The organism is Streptomyces sp. CA-106110 (genome assembly GCF_050936285.1).
Classification (GTDB): Bacteria; Actinomycetota; Actinomycetes; order Streptomycetales; family Streptomycetaceae; genus Streptomyces.
In genome coordinates this window covers 11,602,385-11,622,301 of sequence record NZ_JBNJNB010000001.1, presented here as the reverse complement: position 1 = coordinate 11,622,301, position 19,917 = coordinate 11,602,385, and the positions used below count along the sequence as shown (strand labels likewise).

General features: G+C 69.2%; 19 protein-coding genes and 3 pseudogenes. 12 read left to right on the top strand and 10 right to left on the bottom strand.

Annotated features, from left to right (window positions below; translation table 11 throughout):
* Positions 1–6: 6 nt before the first annotated feature.
* From ACQEXA_RS53770 to ACQEXA_RS53760, 3 genes and pseudogenes are all read right to left on the bottom strand, one after another.
* Positions 7–501 (bottom strand): annotated as a pseudogene (locus tag ACQEXA_RS53770) (transposase); the annotation flags it as partial.
* A gap of 34 nt (positions 502–535) precedes the next feature.
* Positions 536–688 (bottom strand): annotated as a pseudogene (locus ACQEXA_RS53765) (toll/interleukin-1 receptor domain-containing protein); the annotation flags it as partial.
* A 117-nt stretch (positions 689–805) separates the two neighbouring features.
* On the bottom strand, positions 806–1,198 hold the full coding sequence (locus ACQEXA_RS53760) for a hypothetical protein (RefSeq protein WP_432921588.1): 393 nt from the start codon (positions 1,196–1,198) through the stop codon (positions 806–808).
* A 134-nt stretch (positions 1,199–1,332) separates the two neighbouring features.
* Here ACQEXA_RS53760 and ACQEXA_RS53755 point away from each other — a divergent pair, with 134 nt between their 5' ends.
* Positions 1,333–1,719 (top strand): hypothetical protein, encoded by a 387-nt coding sequence (locus tag ACQEXA_RS53755; protein WP_432921591.1) that lies wholly within the window; start codon positions 1,333–1,335, stop codon positions 1,717–1,719.
* Positions 1,720–1,771: 52 nt separating this feature from the next.
* On the opposite strand, the gene ACQEXA_RS53750 is transcribed toward ACQEXA_RS53755, so the two are convergent.
* The 4 genes from ACQEXA_RS53750 to ACQEXA_RS53735 all read right to left on the bottom strand — a co-directional run bounded on the left by ACQEXA_RS53750 (position 1,772) and on the right by ACQEXA_RS53735 (position 4,727).
* Complete coding sequence (locus ACQEXA_RS53750) at positions 1,772–2,344, bottom strand: toll/interleukin-1 receptor domain-containing protein (protein WP_432921594.1); 573 nt, start codon at positions 2,342–2,344, stop codon at positions 1,772–1,774.
* 388 nt (positions 2,345–2,732) lie between these two features.
* The gene (locus ACQEXA_RS53745) at positions 2,733–3,200 is read right to left on the bottom strand and encodes a hypothetical protein (protein WP_432921597.1); all 468 of its coding nucleotides are present in this window, start codon (positions 3,198–3,200) and stop codon (positions 2,733–2,735) included.
* Positions 3,197–4,066 (bottom strand): metallophosphoesterase family protein, encoded by an 870-nt coding sequence (locus ACQEXA_RS53740; protein ID WP_433133743.1) that lies wholly within the window; start codon positions 4,064–4,066, stop codon positions 3,197–3,199. The genes ACQEXA_RS53745 and ACQEXA_RS53740 overlap by 4 nt, the downstream gene beginning before the upstream one ends.
* A gap of 130 nt (positions 4,067–4,196) precedes the next feature.
* On the bottom strand, positions 4,197–4,727 hold the full coding sequence (locus tag ACQEXA_RS53735; protein WP_432921603.1) for a cupredoxin domain-containing protein: 531 nt from the start codon (positions 4,725–4,727) through the stop codon (positions 4,197–4,199).
* Positions 4,728–5,496: 769 nt separating this feature from the next.
* Between ACQEXA_RS53735 and ACQEXA_RS53730 the strand changes: the two genes are divergently transcribed.
* The 5 genes from ACQEXA_RS53730 to ACQEXA_RS53710 all read left to right on the top strand — a co-directional run bounded on the left by ACQEXA_RS53730 (position 5,497) and on the right by ACQEXA_RS53710 (position 9,314).
* Positions 5,497–6,099 carry a sigma-70 family RNA polymerase sigma factor gene (locus ACQEXA_RS53730; RefSeq protein WP_433133741.1) on the top strand — a complete coding sequence of 201 codons (603 nt, stop codon included), beginning with the start codon at positions 5,497–5,499 and terminating at the stop codon, positions 6,097–6,099.
* Between the two features lie 25 nt (positions 6,100–6,124).
* Positions 6,125–6,913 (top strand): zf-HC2 domain-containing protein, encoded by a 789-nt coding sequence (locus tag ACQEXA_RS53725; protein ID WP_432921609.1) that lies wholly within the window; start codon positions 6,125–6,127, stop codon positions 6,911–6,913.
* 332 nt (positions 6,914–7,245) lie between these two features.
* Positions 7,246–7,380 carry a hypothetical protein gene (locus tag ACQEXA_RS53720; RefSeq protein WP_432921612.1) on the top strand — a complete coding sequence of 45 codons (135 nt, stop codon included), beginning with the start codon at positions 7,246–7,248 and terminating at the stop codon, positions 7,378–7,380.
* A 1,227-nt stretch (positions 7,381–8,607) separates the two neighbouring features.
* The gene (locus tag ACQEXA_RS53715) at positions 8,608–9,030 is read left to right on the top strand and encodes an ATP-binding protein (RefSeq protein WP_432921615.1); all 423 of its coding nucleotides are present in this window, start codon (positions 8,608–8,610) and stop codon (positions 9,028–9,030) included.
* Positions 9,027–9,314: a hypothetical protein gene (locus ACQEXA_RS53710; RefSeq protein ID WP_433133739.1), complete on the top strand. Its 288-nt coding sequence runs from the start codon at positions 9,027–9,029 to the stop codon at positions 9,312–9,314. The genes ACQEXA_RS53715 and ACQEXA_RS53710 overlap by 4 nt, the downstream gene beginning before the upstream one ends.
* A 94-nt stretch (positions 9,315–9,408) precedes the next feature.
* Here the strand turns inward: ACQEXA_RS53710 and ACQEXA_RS53705 are convergent, their stop codons facing one another.
* Entirely contained in the window at positions 9,409–10,635 is a 1,227-nt protein-coding gene (locus tag ACQEXA_RS53705) for an RNA-guided endonuclease InsQ/TnpB family protein (protein ID WP_433133737.1), read from the bottom strand.
* A 185-nt stretch (positions 10,636–10,820) separates the two neighbouring features.
* Here ACQEXA_RS53705 and ACQEXA_RS53700 point away from each other — a divergent pair, with 185 nt between their 5' ends.
* The 5 genes from ACQEXA_RS53700 (at position 10,821) to tatC (ending at position 16,636) form a co-directional block, all read left to right on the top strand.
* Entirely contained in the window at positions 10,821–11,210 is a 390-nt protein-coding gene (locus ACQEXA_RS53700; RefSeq protein WP_433133735.1) for a hypothetical protein, read from the top strand.
* Between the two features lie 411 nt (positions 11,211–11,621).
* Positions 11,622–11,903 (top strand): Sec-independent protein translocase subunit TatA, encoded by a 282-nt coding sequence (gene tatA / locus ACQEXA_RS53695; RefSeq protein WP_432921624.1) that lies wholly within the window; start codon positions 11,622–11,624, stop codon positions 11,901–11,903.
* Positions 11,904–12,125: 222 nt separating this feature from the next.
* Positions 12,126–13,802 carry an IS4 family transposase gene (locus ACQEXA_RS53690; RefSeq protein ID WP_433133506.1) on the top strand — a complete coding sequence of 559 codons (1,677 nt, stop codon included), beginning with the start codon at positions 12,126–12,128 and terminating at the stop codon, positions 13,800–13,802.
* Between the two features lie 93 nt (positions 13,803–13,895).
* Positions 13,896–15,353: an IS66 family transposase gene (gene tnpC, locus ACQEXA_RS53685; protein ID WP_433133733.1), complete on the top strand. Its 1,458-nt coding sequence runs from the start codon at positions 13,896–13,898 to the stop codon at positions 15,351–15,353.
* 356 nt (positions 15,354–15,709) lie between these two features.
* A complete protein-coding gene (tatC, locus tag ACQEXA_RS53680) occupies positions 15,710–16,636 on the top strand; it encodes a twin-arginine translocase subunit TatC (protein WP_433133730.1) in 927 nt (308 codons plus the stop codon).
* A 308-nt stretch (positions 16,637–16,944) separates the two neighbouring features.
* Here tatC and ACQEXA_RS53675 read toward each other — a convergent pair.
* A pseudogene (locus ACQEXA_RS53675) lies at positions 16,945–17,460 on the bottom strand (integrase); the annotation flags it as partial.
* Between the two features lie 12 nt (positions 17,461–17,472).
* Positions 17,473–17,727 (bottom strand): hypothetical protein, encoded by a 255-nt coding sequence (locus tag ACQEXA_RS53670; RefSeq protein WP_433133728.1) that lies wholly within the window; start codon positions 17,725–17,727, stop codon positions 17,473–17,475.
* Between the two features lie 898 nt (positions 17,728–18,625).
* On the opposite strand from ACQEXA_RS53670, the gene ACQEXA_RS53665 reads away from it, so the two are divergent.
* Positions 18,626–19,903: an MFS transporter gene (locus ACQEXA_RS53665; RefSeq protein ID WP_433133726.1), complete on the top strand. Its 1,278-nt coding sequence runs from the start codon at positions 18,626–18,628 to the stop codon at positions 19,901–19,903.
* The last annotated feature ends 14 nt before the right edge of the window (positions 19,904–19,917 follow it).

The following is a 19,917-nucleotide window of genomic DNA, read 5'->3' as shown; positions in this document are numbered from 1 at the left end:
TCCGCTGTGGTGGGCAGGTGTGCAGGGCACCGCATCCAGGGGGTAGTACAGGTTCTCGTCCGCCCACAGCGTGGTCACCGTGATCACGGCACTGTCGGTCTTGCCGTACCGGCCCACCCACTGACGGCCCACGTTCGCAGTCGCCCGACCGTCCTTGCGATCGCCGGAATCGTCGATGACCAGCACCCCATCCGGATGCGGAGCCGTGCGCGGATCGCCCAGCAACCGTTGCAGACGCCGGGCATTGATCCGCACGTGCTCCCAGGGGGATTCGGAGAGGAAGAACTGCAGCCGCTGCACCGCGGGATGCCGGGCTCCCATCACCGGTTCAGCCCCAGCCAGACACGACAGGGTCTCGTTCCGCTCCCGCGGCGCCAGCAACCCGGTCAGATACTGAAGAAAACCCCGACACCGAGCCAGGGAGTCGAACAGACCACCGAAGCGGGCAGCGTACGGTTCCAGCGGGCCCGGAGCTGGCGGACACGGACGACGAGCAGCCATCACACCCACCTCTACTCGTGGCGATTCCGTTGGCGGACGACCGCAGCGCGTCCTGCGGCCGGAGGTTGACCACATCACCGGGCTCGATACTCCACTCGGCGAAGAACGGCGACAGACCGTGCTCGACGAGTTGTCGGGCCAGCTGTCCGGCCCAAGCGGCGTCCTCCGCAGCGCAGGAGACGAACACGTCGTTCAACGGCGGAACCCTCTCGGAGGAGGACCAGGCTAAGGGAGGAACGCCCGCCTCCGCCCCGCTCTCGCGCAATCGGCACCGCACGGTGAGAAGAAGGAGGATCGCTTGAGGTCAGAGGAAGTGTGCGGGCAGCAGTTCGGGGAGGCATTCGGGGGCATGTCTGCGAAGGCGACCGGGAACATGTCCGAAGAAACGTCCGGGGAGATTGTCTGCGAGCACCCGCAAGTCCTCCTGCCCCAGCCGCTCCCAGTCCGGGCCGCACTCCGCACGCGCCGCCCACTCAACTTCGGCCGCCAGGTCATCGGCGCCCGGACGCGTCACCGGACCCTTCGCCAGCCCGACGCACAGCGGGGCGCGCAGCGGTCGGGCAACGGCTCGGGGCGGCACCGCAGCGGTGACGTGCCGGGCCATCAGGCTCAACAACTCGCGCACGGGAAACGGAAGTCGCCCGGTCAGGCACAGCTGGAACAGGCACGCGGCCGCATACACGTCGCCTGCGCTCACCGCACCTCCGCCGCCGCGTCACAGCCCAGGCGCACGCAGCTCGGCTGCCCCGGCTGTAAGCGCGGCGCGTCCCAACCCGGTCAGCAACGGACGTCCATCGGCGCCGACAAGCACCTTGCCGGCCGCACATCACCGTGGACGAGTCCGCGCCGGTGCACGGCTGCCAAGGCCGGCAGCGTCTACCGGAAGACGACGAGCGCTCCCCGCACGGACAGCGCACGGCGCCGCTCCAGCACCCCGCCAGGCTCACCCCATTGACGGCATCGCCCACGAGCGCGCCCCCGACCGCCCCGGCCGACCTGGCGTACGCCGCCGTGAGCCGGGACGCCTCGACGTACTGGCGCAGCGGTACCGCCCCAGGCAGCTCGACACCGGGTCAGCCGTGCAGCGTCCACGCGGAAGGCGGCTGCGCGGGGCCGGTGGATCAGCAGGGCGGCGGGTATGTAGCGCACGGCGACGAGGCCGCCGTTGTCGCCCTCGCTGCGGGCCAGCACGGTACGACCACGGCGCCCCCGCCGTAGCACGCGCACCTCGGTACCGCGCGGCAGCTGCCACGGCCCGGTCACCACCAGGTCAGGCACCCGCCTCGCGCCGCTCCCGCAGGGCGATCCGCGCCAGCCGGTCGACTTCACCCTCGTAGCCCTCGCTGCCCGGCCCGCCACCGAGGTCCACCGGCTGCCGGATGGCGGCGAACGGAGGGAGACCGGCGCCACCGACACGCGCGGGCACGAAACGCAGACCGCCGTCGTACGTGCGCTGGAGCAGTGCCGCGTACTCGTCCCGGATTCTGGCGTCGGCCATGCTGCCCACGCCGAACAGCAGTACACCCAAGGTCGCGTCGGCGAGCGCCCGTTCGGCCTCCAGGAGCGGGATGAGCCCCGGCTCGACCCACCTCACCAGGAACGCGGACAACCCTGCGTCCCGCAACCGGCCGGCCAGCGATTCGGCGGCACCGGCTTCGGCATCGGCGTACGACACGAAGACGTCGTACGGCCTCTGCGGCTGCCCTTCCGGGGGCCGCCGCCGCGGCGCCCGCACCTGCCGCCGCCGAACCATGTCCCGTACGGGCACATAGGCGAAGTACGCCGACGCCACGGCGGCGACCACACCGACGACGGCAACAGCAAGGTTGGCCCCCTCCATCATGACCGAAAGTCTAGGGTAATTGCCCCCGAATGCAGACGGACTGTCTCCTCGCCCTCCACGACCGACTTCCGCGAGGCCACCCACACCGACAGCTGTCGGGTACGACTCCACCTCGCTGCCAACGCCCTCACCGCACCGCAGCCGCCGTCGTGTCCGTCCTGGCGGTCGCTGGTTGAGCAGTTCCGCTGCGGGTGCCGCCGGCGACTGGCGTGCCAGCTTCGCCGAGACAGCTCGCTCGCTGACGGCGACGACCAAGGATCAGCAGGGGGCCGCATGCGGTGGCGCCCTGCCGCTTTGGGGTTACCCGCCTGGCCGTCCGAGGCGCCAGGTAGTCTCGCTTCGCCCGTCCCGCCGCACCCCGGGCCAGGACGCCGGCAACCCGGCGGATTCATGGTGCTGGTTCAGTCGGGTGGTGTGCAGGTGGTGGCCCGGTTCCAGATGGGGGCCTGACGGGTGGTCGGGCGGCGCGGTGTTCTCTGGTCAGGGTCATCTGCCAGATGGCGAGGAGCAGCAGCGTGCCGATTTCGGCGAGGAAGCTGAGGACGGCTTGCGGCGAGGGCTGCAGACCGCGCTCGGTGAATCCGAACACGCCCACGGTGCGCGAGGCGGTGAAGCCGCCGAGGGCGCCGAGCGCGACGCCTGCCGCGGCGGTCCTCAGCAGCAGGGGTGGTGTCCCGATCAGCAGCAGGGCAGCGAGGGAGAAGGAAGCGCTGGCCTGCAGCAGGAACAGGGGGCCGATGATGTGGATGAAGCGGTACTCGTCGATGTAGAGCTGGGCGTGGATGTATCCGCCGGCGGCGAGGCTTGCAGCGGTCGCCGACCGCAGGGCGGGGGCGAGGAATCTTCGGGTGTTCATGCCAGCCTCTGGTCCTTGATGGCCAGCTCGCGGTCGCCTTGGCGGTAGCCGACGCTGCGGATGCCGAGTGCCTCTTTGAGCTGCCGGGCAGGGACGACCTGCGGGGTGGGGGCGGGGGCACGGCCCGGTTTGGGCAGCGGGTAGGCGGTGGTGGTGGCGGAGTGGAAGGTGATGTTGCCCTCTGTCTTGGTGAACAGCTGGTGGACGTGCCCGTTGAGACAGGTGACGGAGGAGAAGCGGCGCAGGAGGGCGATGACCTTGAGGGCGTCGTCGGTGCTCCAGCCCCACTGCGGGTACATGGCGAACAGCGGAATGTGACTGAAGACCACGATGGGGGTGTCCGACGACAGTCCGGCGACGTCCCTGCGAACGAAGTCGATCTGATCGTTGCCGAGGTGGCCGAGCTTTTCCAGGCTCAGGGTGTTGACCAGGGCAATGAAGTGCACGCCGTGGGTGTCGAAGCTGTACCAGCCATCGCCGAGCGTGCCCATGCCGAAGGTCCGCCGGTAGGCGCGGCCCGCATCGCCGATGGAGTCGTGCTCGCCCGGTACAGTGAAGACGCGGTCTGTCTTCATTTTGGACATCATCTGCTTGACCTGGTCGAACTGCCCGGCCGTGGACAGATGGGTCAGGTCGCCGCTGTGCATGACGAAGTCAGGCCTGAAGCCTAGCGAGTTGACCTGGTTGATCGCTTCGGTGAAGGAGCCGGCCACGTCCATGTTCGCCGGGCCCCGGAACCCGATATGGCTCTCGGAGACCTGCACGAACCGCAGCGCACCGCTTCCCGCAAGGTCGGCCCCGGCGGGCACCCCGGCGTTGGCGCCCGGCGAGCCAGCGATGTGGCTGATCACCTCTCCACTGGCCACGGTCAGCACCACCGCGCCCCGAACCACCCTGCGTGCCTCAGTAGTTGACGCCTCGTCATGCCGTGTTCCGTATGGGGGCAACCGGCGTCGTCAGCCGGTTCTCCGCCGTGGCAGTCGTAGTAGTCGGCCATCAGGTCACCTCCACGGTGGCGGTCATGAACGGATGGATGGTGCAGAGGTAGGCGTAGGTGCCGGGCTTGGTGAACGTGTAGCTGTAGGTGGCATGGGTGGCCAGGGCGGCGGAATGCAGCGGGCCGCCCGATCCGGCACTGGTGACGGTATGGGCGTCGGTGTCCTGATTGGTCCAGGTGACCGTCGTGCCCGCTTTGACCTTCAGCATGGCCGGGGAGAATGCGAAGTTCTTGATCGCCACGGCGTTCCCGGTCACCGGCGCGCCGGTGACCGGGGGGTTCTTGGGCATGCTCATGCTGGGCATCGGCGAGGCGCCCGGCGTGTTCCCCGGCCCCGTGGCGCCGGGCATCCCGGCCGTCTGGTGCTGACCCGGACCGGGTGTGATGGCGCCGGCTCTGGTGGACGAGGAATGCCAGGGCTGGCTGCATGAGCTGAGGAGCCCCACCGCGCCGGCGGTGGCGATGGTGGCGACGGCCAGCCCGGCCGCGGCCCGTGATCGACGGCCTGGTGTGCGAAAGTTCAGGTGCATGGTGTCCGTTCCTCACTGATCAGGCAAAGACGGGGACTGCGCCGACTGGGCGCAGGCAACCGCAGGGATGTGTGGTGGATGCCGTGTTCATGGCCGCATAGCCCTCACGGACCCAGCGAACGGGCAGTGGCGCTGCGTGCCGGACGCTCGCCTCGAGGTGCCCCGCGCTGCGCATCCGCCCTTGCATGTCGCGAAGGTGCAGGCGGCGTACGGCAGTTCCCCATGCGGGGGCCGCGAGTGACTCGTGGCAGGCCGGCGGTGCCCGTGCGGGTGGTGCCCACGCTGGGCCGGGCGGAGTTCCGCCCTGGTGGTTGCACGGCTCTCGGTCGCTGTACGCGTCGAGCGCTGCGCAGAGCGGGCGCCCTGGTGTGCGCTGGGCACGGGCCGGGGCCGCGCGGCAGCGCCGACTTCGATGCGCGGGGGTGGGACGAGCGTGGCTGGCGCAAGGAGTGCGTGCGTCGCGTGGTGCATCTTGGTCACTTCTGATCCGCCTTTTGTCCGTGGGGTATTGATGAGGAATTGCGAGCAAGTTCGCTCTCGTCTGGCTCCACGGACGACAGGGGGTCCACGGTTCAACCCATATGCACTTTTTGGGAGAGTTCGCGGCATTGCCCCAGACCACCCCGCCTCCCCCAGGCGCTGGGCGCAGATGGTCCTGGTGGTGTCGTGAGGCCTGGCACGAAGTGCCGCCCCCGACGATCACAGAGTGTCACCTGTGCCGCGTCGTGCGTTACAGGACAAAGCAGTGCATATGCGCGATGATCGGCTTATGTCCTGGAGTTCCCGAAAACGTGATCCAAGGACCGATCCGGATCGCTCCGCGCACCGTGTCTCTGGTATAGGGACCCTGTCGACCGCGGATGAGGAACTGCTGCGCACCCTTTACGCAGAACACGCAGGGCCCTTGTTCCACTACGCGCTGCGACTGACCTCAGGAGATCGGCAATGGGCGGAGGATGTGGTGCAGGAGACGCTGCTGAGAGCGTGGCAGCATCCCGCCGCGTTCGACCCCGCACGCGGCCCGGCCCGGGCATGGCTGTGTACGGTCGCCCGCCATCTGGTCATCGACGCCCACCGGGCCCGGCAGGCCAGGCCGACCGAGGTCGGCGGCGACGTCCTGGAGCGAGCCGCCGAGCACACACCCGGCGAGGACCAAATCGAGCAGGCACTGCAGAGCTGGGCGGTTGCCGACGCCCTCCGGACGCTGTCCCCGGACCACCGCGCTGTGCTGCTGGAGACCTACTACAGGGGCCGGACCATGGCGGAGGCCGCACAGGTTCTGGGCATCCCGCCGGGCACCGTGAAGTCACGGACGTACTACGCCCTGCACGCCCTGCGACTGGCACTGCAGGAACGGGGAATCGAGCCATGACCGCGGCCTGTAGGAGGTGGCGACCATGAGTGCGGGGCACGACGCCCTCCGGCTGGCACTGGGAGGATACGTCCTGGGCACGCTGCCCTCGACGGAAAGGGAACAGGTGCGCGTCCACCTCGCGGAATGCGACGAGTGCCGGACCGAATACACCCAGCTGGCGGGACTGCCTGCACTGCTGGCGACGGTGACCGCTGCCGAAGCCGCGGGCCGGACGCTGCCGACAGCCAACGGGGACCTAGCCGACCGGCTGGTGACACGGGCAGCCGAAAGCGCGCAAGGCTCCCCGCCCGCACGGCCCGCCGTGCCTGTGGTACCGCAGGCACCACAGGCGGGTGTGCTGGAGAGGCTGCTGCAGCAGGCCGCGGCCCGGCGCCGAAGGACCTGGCGTCTGCAACTGGCCGGCGCCGCCGCCTCCCTGACGTTCATCGCGGCAGCGGCCGGCGGCACATGGCTGGCGGCTGTCGGCCCTGTGGGCAGTCAGGCGACGCCGCCCGGGCCGACCGCGCCGACTGCCTGGCGCACCTTCTCCGGAAACGATCCCGCCACCGGCGTCTCCGCCTCGGTGAAGGTCTGGCCCTCTGCTTGGGGCAGTGTCCTGCAGGTTTCCGCCAAGGGCGCGCCCGCCGGAATCACCTGCCGGCTGCAGGCGGTCGGCCCCAACGGAGCCAGGACGGACGGCGCCACCTGGCGGGCAGGTGAGTACCCTCCCGGCACCACGATCCCAGGGGCGGTGGCCATGTCCCCGGGAGCCATCGAGCACTTTGAGATCCTCGCGGGCAACGGTCAGAAGCTGGTCACCATCCGGGCGTGAGGCGAGGCCGGGACGGTCGCGTCACTCGGCGGCCTCGCCGCCCCGTGACGCGACCACAGCTGTCGGGTGTGAGCCCACGGCGGCACAAGGCGCCAGGAAGATGTCGTCACCGAAGGGTCGGGCCGTGGGCGCAGAGGGGGCCGGGCAGCCGACAACAAGCGAACCGCCTCAAGACCGGTAAATCGGGCGGGAGGAGTGCGCTGAGGACGTCCAGCCGATGGTCATCGGGAAGGCTTGTGCTCGTGCACGCTCGTGATCACCGTCGTCGACCGATGTCACCACGCCACACGGCTCCGGGTTCGGCGAGATCGTCCGACAAGGGCACCCGGCGGATGAGTGCGGCGGCCTGGGAGGCCGACACCGGCACCTCTATGGCCGAGGGGCTGATCGGCCCACGCGCGCAGGGGCGGCTGGTGGTCGAAGCGGCTGCCGCCGACCGGGCAGGGGCGCCACCACGGCCGGACTGATCAAGGTGAAGGCCGTCCGGGTACACGACCGGCGAGTCGAGGGGCGGGCCCAACCGGCCATCCGGTCGATCTGGCCGCTGTGGTGTCACACATCCCCGGGGCCGGTCAGGCGCTGTGGCTGCTTCGCCTGCACAACCTGTCAGCGGGGGACTGTGTCCACACCGGGGCAGTTCTGCGGCTCGGTCGCAGGGCTCTGACCGCTCCCGTCACGCGGCTTCGGCAGTGGCAGGCGGCCACCCCACGCCGGGACTCTCGGATGCCAGCCGCGTACACGGGTGGGCACGGCTGTCCAGGGGGCGGCGGCATGCACCTCAGGCGCGTCTCTGATCGGCTTAGAGAAACCAAGTGATGCTCAGCGCCTTGGGCCAATCGCCTTCAAGCCCTGGTGCCGTACGACCGCAGTCGCCGGCCCGCGTGACACATCCCTCCGGACGCTGGTCGGCAAGACCGTGAGGCCACACCGTAGAGGGTGCCCGACATCGCCTGGTCGCCGGGCGTACGTATCACACACGGCCAAAGGATCACTACGACTGGCTGATCCAACTGGTGAGCCCCCGCCGGGAGGAGGCCGAAGCGGCGCACCGGCGGTTTCCGGACCCTGGTCACCCTCACCCCCGAATCCGGCGAACCAGCCCAGTCCACAACCGACTTGATGCGTCAGTGCGCCGACGGCGCGTGCACTTCCTGCTCGGGTGGCCGGTGCCGCCGCCCTGGCCTTTGCAACGGCCCGGCCGAGGTGCTTCCCCTCCCGCGCGAGCCGAGGTATGCGGTTCACCCAACGACCGGCGACCTCGACTCTCCTCTTCCTGCGAAGTCCGAGCAGCCAGGAGAAGAGGATCCAGGATGGCTGCACGCCGAGGGCCGCGACCGAGCCGACACACGGGCACGGACGTTCCCCCGGCTCCACGGCGTCAGGTTCCCGCAAGACCGTCCGCAAGACCACGGGCGAGGAGACCGGGCTGCCGGCGCGTTGTCCGGACGAGTTCGGCATCGAGCTCTGGCAAAGGCGAGTGAGCCGAGTGAGCCCAGCCACGCCGCCGGCCATCACATGACTCACAAGAAACAGAATAAAAAGGGCGAATAGCTCGAACCATTCAGCATGCGCCGTCCGTGGAACTGACTGAGCGCGCCCATGCAGGATCCCGCTTACCGACCGCCCCCAAAGTTGTCGACGGTCTTCCCGTTCCGATCTCCACACATCCACAGAAGAGCCAGAAGACCATGTTCGTGACCGATTCCCCCAACCCGAGCTCACTGCTGGGCCAGCCCTGCCGCCACCAGGCGCTGCTCACCCTGCCCGCGCAGGAGGCGCACGTCTCCGCCGCTCGTCACTTCGCCGCCGATCTGCTGGAGACCTGGCGTGTGCCCGCAAGCGAGCGGGACTCCGCCATTCTCATCGTCGACGAACTCGCCGCCAACGCCGCACAGTACGGCCGCGAGCGCATGACCCTGCTACTCGTCCTCGACCACGGCACTTTGCACATTGTGGTCGCTGACTCCGGCACGACCGTGCAACGCCATCACCCCGACATCGCCCCCGACGAACACGGCCGCGGCACCGGCATCGTCCAGTACCTCGCCCAGTCGACCGAGGTCCGCCAGACACGCAGCGGCCGTGAAGTCCGCGCTTGCCTGAGGTGCCCGCCATGACCGGGCCGGACGTTCCGCACGAGCTGCAGCCCCCTGCCCGGGCCGGCACCACAGCACAGCGACGAGTCACCGGGGGCGGCTACGACGCCAGCTCACCCGACCACCCCGCCGAGTGGGCCTTCGCAACCCACAAGCCCTGCCCCATCGACGGCTGCCCGGGCCCGGCCCAGTTGCCCATGCGGTCCGCGGCACACCCGCCGGCCCACGAGCACGGCGGCCCCGACCACGGCACGGTGCGGTGTCGACGCTGTGGCTCCGGCCCCTGCGTACCGGCGGAGGTTTGAAGGCTCCCCCGCCTGAGGGCGGGGGGTTCCCGTCCGGCCTTGCGGTCGGACGCCCCGTGCGGGGCGCCTTGGGGCGTGTGTGGGGATTCCAGGCTCAGGCAGCCTTCCGGGCCGGCGGCCCGGAAGGTCTTACGCCCTCAGCACCTGCCGGGCACCAACCCGCCCGGACCAGCATCACGAACGCGGAATCCTTGTCCCGAGGGCGCACGGCTCCGCATCGCGTGCAGGTATACGTTCGCTCCCAGAGAAGCAGCGCGTGCTTGGTTCTCGCTCCGCAGTCTGCGCACTCCATCGTGGTGTGCGCGGGATGCACCAGGCGCACATCCCGCCCATGCTTGCGGCCCATCTCGATCAGGGCGCGCTTGGTTGCCGAGATAGCGGCGTCGGCCGCCTTCTCGGCCATGGTGGTCTTCGCGAGGAACTTCGGGCGGAAGTCTTCCACCGCGATCCGGTCATGGTCGCAGACCACGGACTTGGCCCACTTGCGGCCGGTGTCCTGACGCTGCCCGGCGACCTTGGCGTACGCCTTCGCGCGCAGCTTCTTCGCCTCGCGGTAGCCCTTCGAGGCGGCCTGCCCCTTGGCCGGGCGGCGTCGGGCCATCATCCGGTCATAGCGCGAGAGCTTCGCCTGGGCCTTCTTCCCATGCTGGGCGTGGGGAAGGCCGTAATCGTCGCTCGTGGTGGTCGCACTCTCCTTGACGCCCCAGTCGATCCCGATCACGCGGCCGGTCTCCGGCAGCTGCTCAGTGGTGGCGGCGGTCACGAAGGACGCATACCAATGCCCGATACTGTCGCGGTACACGCGCACCGAGGACGGCGCCTTGGGCAGCCGGCGCGACCACACCACCGTCAGCACGATCCCGCCCGCCAGGTGAAGGCGCCCGTCCTTGAGACAAAACCCACGCCGGGTGTAGTTCAACGACAAGTCGGCCTCCCGCTTCTTCTTCCAGCGGGGCATCCCCGCACGCTGCCGCATCGGCAGCCGGGCCTTGATGTCCCCCAGCCCTTTCGCCCGCGATGTCGCGAAGTCGCGTATGACCTGCTGCTGCGGCACGCTCGCGCCCTGCGCGAGCCACGGCGTCACCCGACGCGCCTGGGTCAGCATCTTGTCCAGCTGCGCTGGACCACACGTCAGCTTGTCCCCGGAACGCACCTTGTTGTGCAGGTACACGGCCTTGGACTTGGCCACGCACTCGTTCCAGATCCAACGGCACCGAGCCCACTCCGCTTCGAGCGCAGCCCGCGCGCCGGCGGACACACGAAGACGATACGTGTACCGGGCATGCCCGGCATCCCCATCCGTCATCGCGTCCGTCGTCATGAACCCGAATCTATCCGGGAGGACCGACAGTTGAGAGCTCCTGATCAAAGCGGGCCTGCTCACCCCGCCCCGTGGTCGACGGCCAATCACCCTGGCGGCGATTGCCCTTTCCCCGCCCTGCTCCGCAGGAGTCCCATTCCTCCCCGGCCTGAAGGCCGGGGCATCCTCGGAGGAACCCGGTGAACATGGACGTCAACCCCGAACAGCGGCGAGAACATCGTCGCCCCGCCTCGCACGAGGCGTACGCGAATGCGCCAGACCTGCGCCGCGAAATACACCAAGTACTCGCTCTCGGGGCCGAACGCGACGGCCGCCAGGCCAGGCCCGTCACCGGCCCCCTGCTCGATGCGACGGCCGCCGAACGCGCCTGGCTGCTACGCCGGGCCGCCCTCATGGACCGGATGGCCCTCGCCGACCCCGGCCCCGGCCCGGTCGCAGCCGCCGCAGAAACCGCCGAACAGCTCGTCCTGCACGACCGCCGCCATCCCGACCTCGTGGCCGGCCCGCACCACCCCGACGCGATCACACGCGCCCCCAACCGCCGCCTCTACGTCCGCCAGGAGTACGCCGCCTAGACAGCCGCCGGGCACCCCGGAATCTGAATCGACCCCGACCCGACAGGAAGAAGGACACATGCCCAGCAAGGACATCGACACCCGGCATGCCCCCGCAGCAGCCTGCCAACTCCGCTCGCCTCGCCTCCCACGCCCGACAGCCGTGCGTGAACATCGCGCCGGCCGGCGACAGGAACGGCCACGTCAGGCAATGCCGATGAACACGCCGTGGCCGAACGCGAGTGACGCAGATATGAAAGCCGACGCGGAGGCCCGGCGGGTACCCGGCAGCGGCCTCTTCGGCAGCGCCGGCAGCTGCGTGGCGGCCGCCCGCACGATCCGGCAGGGCCTCACGGCGGAGCCGTCCGCTCCACCCCAAGGTTGTACAGGTACGCACGGTAGCAAGCATGTGTTCGAAGGGCTGGTGTGACGATGTTCCGCAATGCGCTGGAGCCCTGGCACCTGCTGATCCTGGTCGCGGTAGTATTTTTGATCTTCGGCGCGAAGAAACTACCCGACACGGCCCGGGCGCTGGGCAAGTCCATGCGGATCCTCAAGAGCGAGACCAAGGCCATGAAGGACGACGGCGCCTCCAACGAGCCACGCCCCGAGCCTGAGCCTGCACCGGGACCGCGGACGATCTCGGGCGCTCCCGGAGACACCGCCACCGCCCGCACCGCGCCCACGGACAGCACGACCAGCCACCGAGACTGAGCCCGGTCCTGCGCGCCCCCGGCTCATCCCCGCACGAGACGCTGCCCAAAGCCTCCCCAGCCGGCTCACCTCTTGCGCCAAGGCCGGGAAGTTAAGGCTGGCCGGGGCACTGTCCAGGCGGGGGCTGATGTGTGCTGACCTGGGGCTACATGCGGAACGGGACCGCTGGTAGATCTTGGGACGTCCTCGCAAGACAGTCCGAGATCCAGAGCAGAGGTCCCGTTGCCCGGCCAGTGTGCCACCATCACCCTCACTCGTTCCAGCACGGTCGCCGCTGGGGTCTACGCCCCGGGCCATCTGGGCGAGTTGACACAGGTCATCCCCTTCGAGCTGGTCGACGCCGTGCTGGAGGAGACCGGACGGACCCAGCAGCGGCTGCGCGCGCTGCCCTCGCGCGTCGGCGTGTACTACATGCTCGCCCTGGCCCTGTTCCCCGACCACGGCTACCAGGGCGTCTGGCGTCAACTCACCGCCGCCCTTGGCAACCTGCCGCTCCCGCAGGTGTCGACCACCGCGCTGCGGCACCTGCGCCGCCGCCTCACCCCCGCCCCGCTCAAGCTCCTGTTCGAGACCCTGGCCGGACCGCTGGCCCAGCCCACCACACCCGGCGTCCGCTACCGGCACCTTCGCACCGTCGCCTTCGACGGCTGCTCCTCGATCAAGACCCCGGACAGCGAGCGGGCCCGGGGCTGGCTCGGCAAGATCCGTTATCGGCTCGCCTGGGCCGGCTACCCCACCCTCATGCTGATGGCGCTGGTGGAGACCGGCACTCGCGGCCTGCTCGGCGCCTGCCTCGGCCCCAGCAGCGCCGGCGAGACCAGCTACGCCAAGCGCCTGCTGCCGCTGCTGGGCCGTGACCACCTGCTGCTGATCGACCGGGGCTTCGACAGCAACACCTTCCTGGCCGAGGCCGCCGCCACCGGCGCCCAGTTCCTGGCCCGCTGCAAGTCCACCCGCCGACCGCCCCTGCTCCGGGCCCTGTCCGACGGCTCCTACCTTTCCCGATTCGGGGAGCTGACGGTGCGCGTCATCGAGGCCGACATCGTCTGCGTCCTGGCGGACGGCACCCACGTCGGCGGGCGCTACCGCCTGGCCACCACCCTGCTGGACCCCGTAGCCGACCCCGCCGAGCGTCTGACCAGGATCTATGCCGAAAGGTGGGAGATCGAATCGGCGTTCTTCGCCCTGCGCTCCACGCTCATGGCAGGCCGGGTCCTGCGCTCGGGCGACCGGTTCGGCATCGAGCAGGAACTGTGGGCCGCCCTCGCCCTCTACCAGGCGCTTCGTACCGTCATGGTCGACGCCGTGGAGTCCCACCCCGGTATCGACCCCGACCGCGCCGGCTTCATCACCGCCCTGCAGGCCGCGCGGACCCAGGTCATCCTCGCGGCCGGGATCGCCCCCGAGCACCCCCAGCCGGTCGGCACGATCGGCGCCGCGGTCCTGGACAACCTGCCGCCCGCCCGCCGCCTGCGCATCAGCGCCCGCAAGGTCAAGTCACCGATCTCGCGCTACCACACCTTCAAGGGCCAGGCCCGCCCCCAGGCCGACACCCCGGTGACCGCCATCGAGATCACCATCCACGACCGCACCAGTACCCCGCTCGCGCCGCCCAGCACCGTCCCACCATCGACCGAGGAGAACAACGGGCATGAAATCATGGAGAGTTCACCTACCGACGGCACCTCCGAAGAACACGATTCGGCGGACCCGGGCGGCCGGATGACACTCGCCCTCGCCGTGCTTGCCAGCCGCCCCGGCGAGCCCTGGCACGCCCGCGATGTCGCCCGCATCCTCGGCGTCACGAACATCAACAGCTTCCGCGTCCAGATGTCCCAGTGGGCTCACCGCGGCGTGATCCACAAGACCGGACCCGCCACCTACACCCTCGCCTGCTGACCGCGACGGGCCTCGACGCCAACCACAAGACCCTGTAACTGGTTTGGTGGTCCTGGCGCACTGAGTTGATCTTGGCGTCCAACTCGTTGATCATTGGATCTCCTGTCCGACACCCCGCCGCTGCCGAGCTACGCGGAACTGATTGCACTCGTTGGCGAGTTGAGGGCCGAGCTGACGGCCGCCCGGGCCGAGATCGCTGAGCTGCGCGCGGAGAACGGTGAGCTGAAGCGGCGTCTGGGGATGAACTCGAAGAACTCCTCCAAGCCGCCGTCCAGCGACGGGCTGGCGAGGCCGACGTCGCTACGTAAGCCCTCGGGCCGAGGCCCGGGCAAGCCCCGCGGCGGCGCCGGGGGCGCGCTGATGCAGGTCGACGAGCCCGACGCGATCGAGGTCCATTCCCCGACCGCCTGCCTGGGCTGCGCGGGTGACCTGACCGGGGCCGAGGTAGTCTCCATCGAGCGGCGGCAGGTCTTCGACCTGCCCGAGATCCGCCTGCGGGTGACCGAGCACCGCATCGAACACCGCCGCTGCGCCTGCGGGCAGGTCAACGCTGCCGCCACCCCTTCCGACGCCCCCGCCGCCCCGGCCCAGTACGGGCCGCGGCTGAAGAGCCTGGCGGTCTACCTGCTCACTCGCCAGCACCTGCCCTATGAGCGGTGCGCCGAACTGCTGGCCGACTGCCTGGACGCGGATGTGGCCACCGCGACTCTGCTCGGGTGGGCCGGGCAGGCCGCCGAGGCAGTCGCCCCGCACACCGAGGCCGTGCGGCAGCAACTCATCGAGTGCGAGGTGGTCGGCTTCGACGAGACCGGCACCCGGATCGCGGGGCGCACCTGCTGGGTACACACCGCCTGCACCCGCTCGCTGACGCTCTACCAGGTCCACACGAAGCGCGGCGTGAAGGCGTTCGAAGCCATGGGCGTCCTACCGCACTTCACCGGCATCGCGGTCCACGACGGCTGGAAGCCCTACAAGACGTACACCGACGCGGTCCACGCCCTATGCAATGCCCACCACCTGCGCGAACTGGCCTCCGTCGTGGACAACGCGCCTGCCGGCCACCCCGAGGACTGGGCCGAAGAGCTGGCCGCGCTGCTGGTGGACACCTGGGACGAGATCAAGAACATCCAGACCGCGCACCCTCACGCCACCGGCTTCACCGTCGACGCCCTCGAACGCCTCACCGCCCGCTACGAGGAGATCATCGCCGCCGGACGGACCCTGCACCCGCCCCGCGCCCCCGGCGAACCACGCCGCAAACGGGACAAGGCCGCGAACCTGCTCGACCGCCTCGACACCGAAAGCCACCAGGTGCTCCGGTTCGCCTTCGACTGGCGGGTGCCCTTCGACAACAACACCAGCGAGCAGGCCATCCGGATGGCCAAGATCCAGCAGAAGATCTCCGGCGGCTGGCGCACGGCACCCGGAGCCGAGCGCTTCTTCGCCGTGCGCGGCTACCTATCTACCGCCGCCAAGCAGGGCCGCAACCTGCTCGACACCATCACCCGACTCTTCGACGGCCGAGGCGCCTGGATCCCCACCCCAGCCTGACCACCAAACCAGTCACAAGACCCTTAACTTCCCGGCCTTGCCTCTTGCGCTGTCGGGCCGCCCGCGTCGTTGTCTGCGGTATCGGCCGGCGTCCTGGCCGGAACAATGCTGCTTCCTGGCCCGGGCGCGCGGCGCGTAACAGTGGACGGCCTGGGGACCATCGTGAGCCGCCCACCCTCGGGCAGGGCAAATCAGCTCGCGGTAAGTGGTGCCGACCTGGACCAACTGCCTCCCGGACGCCCTACCGGCCGCAACCGGCGCCATGGCGAGCTCGCGCCCCACCGGGTGACGGAGACGATCAAGTACTGACGCAGGGCCGGCAATCTCCGGTCCGCCGCACGAGAAGAGGACGTGGCGTGCCCCAGTCGGCCCGCAACAAGGACAAGGATCCCGAGGGACGGATGCCGCTCGCGGAGCACCTTCGTGAGCTCCGCAACCGGGTCGCCAAGGCCGTTCTGGCCATCCTGATCGTCACGATCGCCTCGGCCTTCTCCTACAAGGACATCATCAACCTCGTCACCAGGCCGGTGCTGGACTCGGTCGGCTGCCCGACGTCCTTCGCCGACCTGGCCAAGCAGCCCGCGGCCACCACCTGCGCGCGGATCACGATCAACGGTCTGCTCGCGCCCTTCACCCTGGCGCTGAAGGTGTCCCTGATGGCCGGCGTCGTGCTGACCTCGCCGGTATGGCTGTACCAGCTGTGGGCGTTCGTCACCCCCGGCCTGCACAACCACGAACGGAAATACGCCTACGCGTTCGTCGGCGCGGGCGTCCCGCTGTTCTTCGGCGGCGCCTTCTTCGCCTACAAGCTGCTGCCCACGACCGCCAAGGTGTTGATCGACTTCACCCCGCACGGGGTGGACAACCTGCTGCCGCTGGACGATCTGCTCGACCTCGTCACCCGCATGGTGGTCGTCTTTGGTCTCTCCTTCGAGATGCCGCTGCTGCTGGTGATGCTGAACCTCACCGGGGTGCTGACCGGCCGGAGGATGCTCGGCCGGTGGCGCGGCATCATCCTGGGGATCACGGTCTTTTCGGCTGCGGCGACGCCGAGCACGGACCCGCTGACCATGCTGGCGCTGGCCGCGCCGATCTGGCTGCTCAATTTCGCCGCCGTTGTCTTTTCGCTTCTCCATGACCGGCGCAAGGCCCGCACCGAGGCAGAGGGACCCGGCGACAACGAGGCCTCCCAGCCGCCGGACATCGGCGAAGTGGAATCGGTGTCCGCCGGCCAGGCCCTGCCAGCACAGACGGACGCTGACGACGACCGCGCCGACGGGTAAGACGACGTGACCGGAGGGCGCCTTCAGTAGGACACGGAGCGCGAAGTCCCCGCCCACGCGCAACACCAGCTCCAGGCCGCCCGATCCCCGCCGTGCTGATCACGCGCCGCTTCTGAACTCCTCGACCGGCCTGAAACGCCCGAGGGCCCTGTCTCCGCAATTGCGGAGACAGGGCAGGCGACAGCATCCGGGCCGCTTGCGGACCGGATGGCGGTGAGACGGGACGGTCAGGCTGATGCCGGGCTGAGCGCGACTTGGTAGCCGAGGGCCTGGAGCTGGCGGACAAGGTCGCGGGTTTTGCGGGCGGGCTCAAACTCGCACGGCGCGTGGAGCAGGTGACGCTGATTCCATATCAGCGTGCGGTCCAACAGCTCCCGTCGGCAGGTCTGCACCTACCGCTCCATGACGGCGTTCATCCTCGGCATCCGGACGCCACTGAACACGACCCGAATCCCCGCGTCGTTGAGGATTTCGTCGAACAGGTCGGGGTACTTGCCGTCCCGGTCCCGAATGAGGAACCGGGCCCGGCAGCCCGTGTCCTCCAAGTCCATGAGGACGTTCTTCGCCGCCTGCTTCACCCAGGCCGCGGTCGGGTGCGCGGTGGCGCCGAGGACGCGGATCCGCCGGCTGGCATGCTCAATGAGGGCCAGCACGTGCGGCCTGGCACCGGTGACAGTGACTGCCTCGAAGAAGTCGCAGGCCAGCAGAGCGTCGGCCTGGGAGCGCAGGAAGTCTGCCCACGTACTGGAGCTACGCTCCGGCGCTGGCTCGATTCCGGCCTCCTTCAGGATCTCCCAAACGGTGGAGGCGGCGACCATGATGCCCGGGAAAGGAAGTCAGTCCAGGTCGTCGGGGTTGATCCCCTGAGCCCGCGCCAGGGCGAACAAGACGCGCTCAATAGCGTCGAGACGCTGCGTGATCGTACGATCCCCTACAGTACCGATCGCGGCAGCGAGGGAATCGGTGTTTCCGAATGCCGTGGCCTGCTGCTCACCGAATCGCTGGAGCTGCTCATCGTGCTCCGCCAGGGTGCGACCGGTGCGGGACGCCTCCGCCTCCAGATCCCGCAGCCGCTCGTCAGACGTAGCCATCTCTCGCGCCATAGCCCCCTCCTTCCAGACCACGCCGCTCGCCGAGGGCGAAGACCAGCGCCCCGGGCACGCCCCGTAAGTAAGTTGAAAATTTACCTAAGCAAATATGTTCCAGGGCTGAGTTCGAGCCAAGTTGCCCGCGTTACAGCGAAGTTGGGTCAAATTCGATCAGGCATATGCGTAACCTTCTACTATCGCAAACACAGAACTACAGCTCCACCAGCCGCGAACGGACTGCCACGCACCTGCGCAGCCCAAGCCAGCGGCCGTATTGGACGGGATCGCCACGGGGAGACAAGGTGACACCAACGCCAGGCCGGCGCGGGCGCGCGCCGCCGGGCGCGGCCAGCCTCCTGTCTTCGCCCCGGCTGGCCGCGCCCGGCGGCGCGCCGCGTGCAGGGGCCAGTACGGGTAACCGTGAGGCCCGCGGGCACGGCGGCACCACTGGGCGGTCTACGTGGCACGAGCGCGGCCGTCTGCGGCCACGGCCGTAGTGCCGCCGATCAGGCCAGCAGCGGGAGGGGCGGCATCCGGGCGGGCAACGTCGCCGGGCAGAAAGGCCTTCCCGGGCCGAGCGCCGTACCGCCGCCGTCACAGATGCGGCAGCGTGAGCGGACCACGCCCAAGAGATTGGCTGATGGGAAGCTGGCTGCTGCCGCGCTGTGGTTGAGCCCGTCGTGGGCGCTCCGCTAGGTGCACCGCCATGGGGCTGCAGGATGAGTCGACTCCCACTCAAAGCACTCCGCCGACTTCGCGGCCATCTCCGCGAAATCAATTGCAGGGCCAGCCACGTCGTGGGTACGGTCCGCATGTGGTCACTACGCCCCGTGTTTCTTAGCTCGGACACCAGCTTCGACGCCATCCTTGTGTCCTAGAGCTGTTACGGAGCGTAACCTTCATGAAGACTCTTCGCGGTCCCGTCCTGCTTCGGAACCGGGACTTCTCGCTGCTGCTGAGCGGCCAACTGATCTCTGCCATCGGCGATCAGGCTCACTTCATGGCCTTGCCCCTGGTCGTACTGGCCCTCACTGGGTCGCCCACGCAGGCCGGGTTCGTACTTGGCCTCGGCACCGTTTCCTTCCTCGCGTTCGGCCTGGTCGCGGGCGCCCTTGTCGACCGGTGGGACCGCAAAGCCACCATGATCTGGTGCGAGCTCGGCCGGACCATCCTCACTGCCGGCGTCGTCGCCGCACTGTGGCTGAACAGGCTCACGATGCCCCAACTGTACGCGACGGCCTTGCTCGCCGGGATGCTGACCACTCTCTTCCAGGTCGCAAGCACCGCGGCGCTGCCCAACGTTGTCGACCCCCGACACCTGTCCACTGCCCTTGGCTACCAGCAGTCCGCCACCGGCGCAGTGAGCGTCTTCGGAGCTCCGCTCGCCGGTGCGCTCTACGCCGTCGGGCGGGTCGTTCCGTTCGCCGTCAATGCGGTGTCCTTCGCCGTGTCTGCAGCGTCACTACGCCTGATGCGCACCCAGTTCCAGGTGGACCGGCAGGACGCACGAACGACGGTCGGACTCACCACCGAGATCCGGGAAGGGCTAGGCTGGCTATGGCGTCAACCGGTCATTCGCTTCCTCACTTTGGTATCGGCAGCGGACAAAGTGCGCTACGGCGCCGGGTACCTGTTGATCATCACTCTCGCCCAACAGCTCGGCGCCTCCCCGCTGTGGATAGGCGTCATCTTCAGCGGCGCGGCGGTGGGCGCGATGGTCGGGGCGCTGGTATCAACCAAGGCCACGCGTTGCTTCCGGCTTGGGAGGATCGCCGCGGTGATGCTGTGGGTGGAGGCGCTGATGTTCCCGTTGTACGCGCTCGCTCCAAACCCGCTGGTACTGGCAGCCGTTGCCGCCGCCGAGTCACTGGTCGCGCCGGTGTATGCCGTGGCCATGACCACTCACCAACTAGCCATCACCCCCGATGGGTTGCGGGGTCGCACCACGAGCGCGGTCTCGACACTCACCACGGGAGCCTTGTCAATCGGCACGCTCGCGGGCGGTGCACTGATCTCTACATTGGGCGCCAAGCCTCTGGTCTGGCTCTCCGGAGGGTGGCTGCTCACCCTGGCCATCCTCACCACGCTCAACCGGGCCGTACGGCAGGCACCACGAGCCGACGGGGTCCCGCGCAATGACGCCGCCAGCTCACCCGAGACCGCAGACATGAACGGCTAGCCTCCCCACTGCAG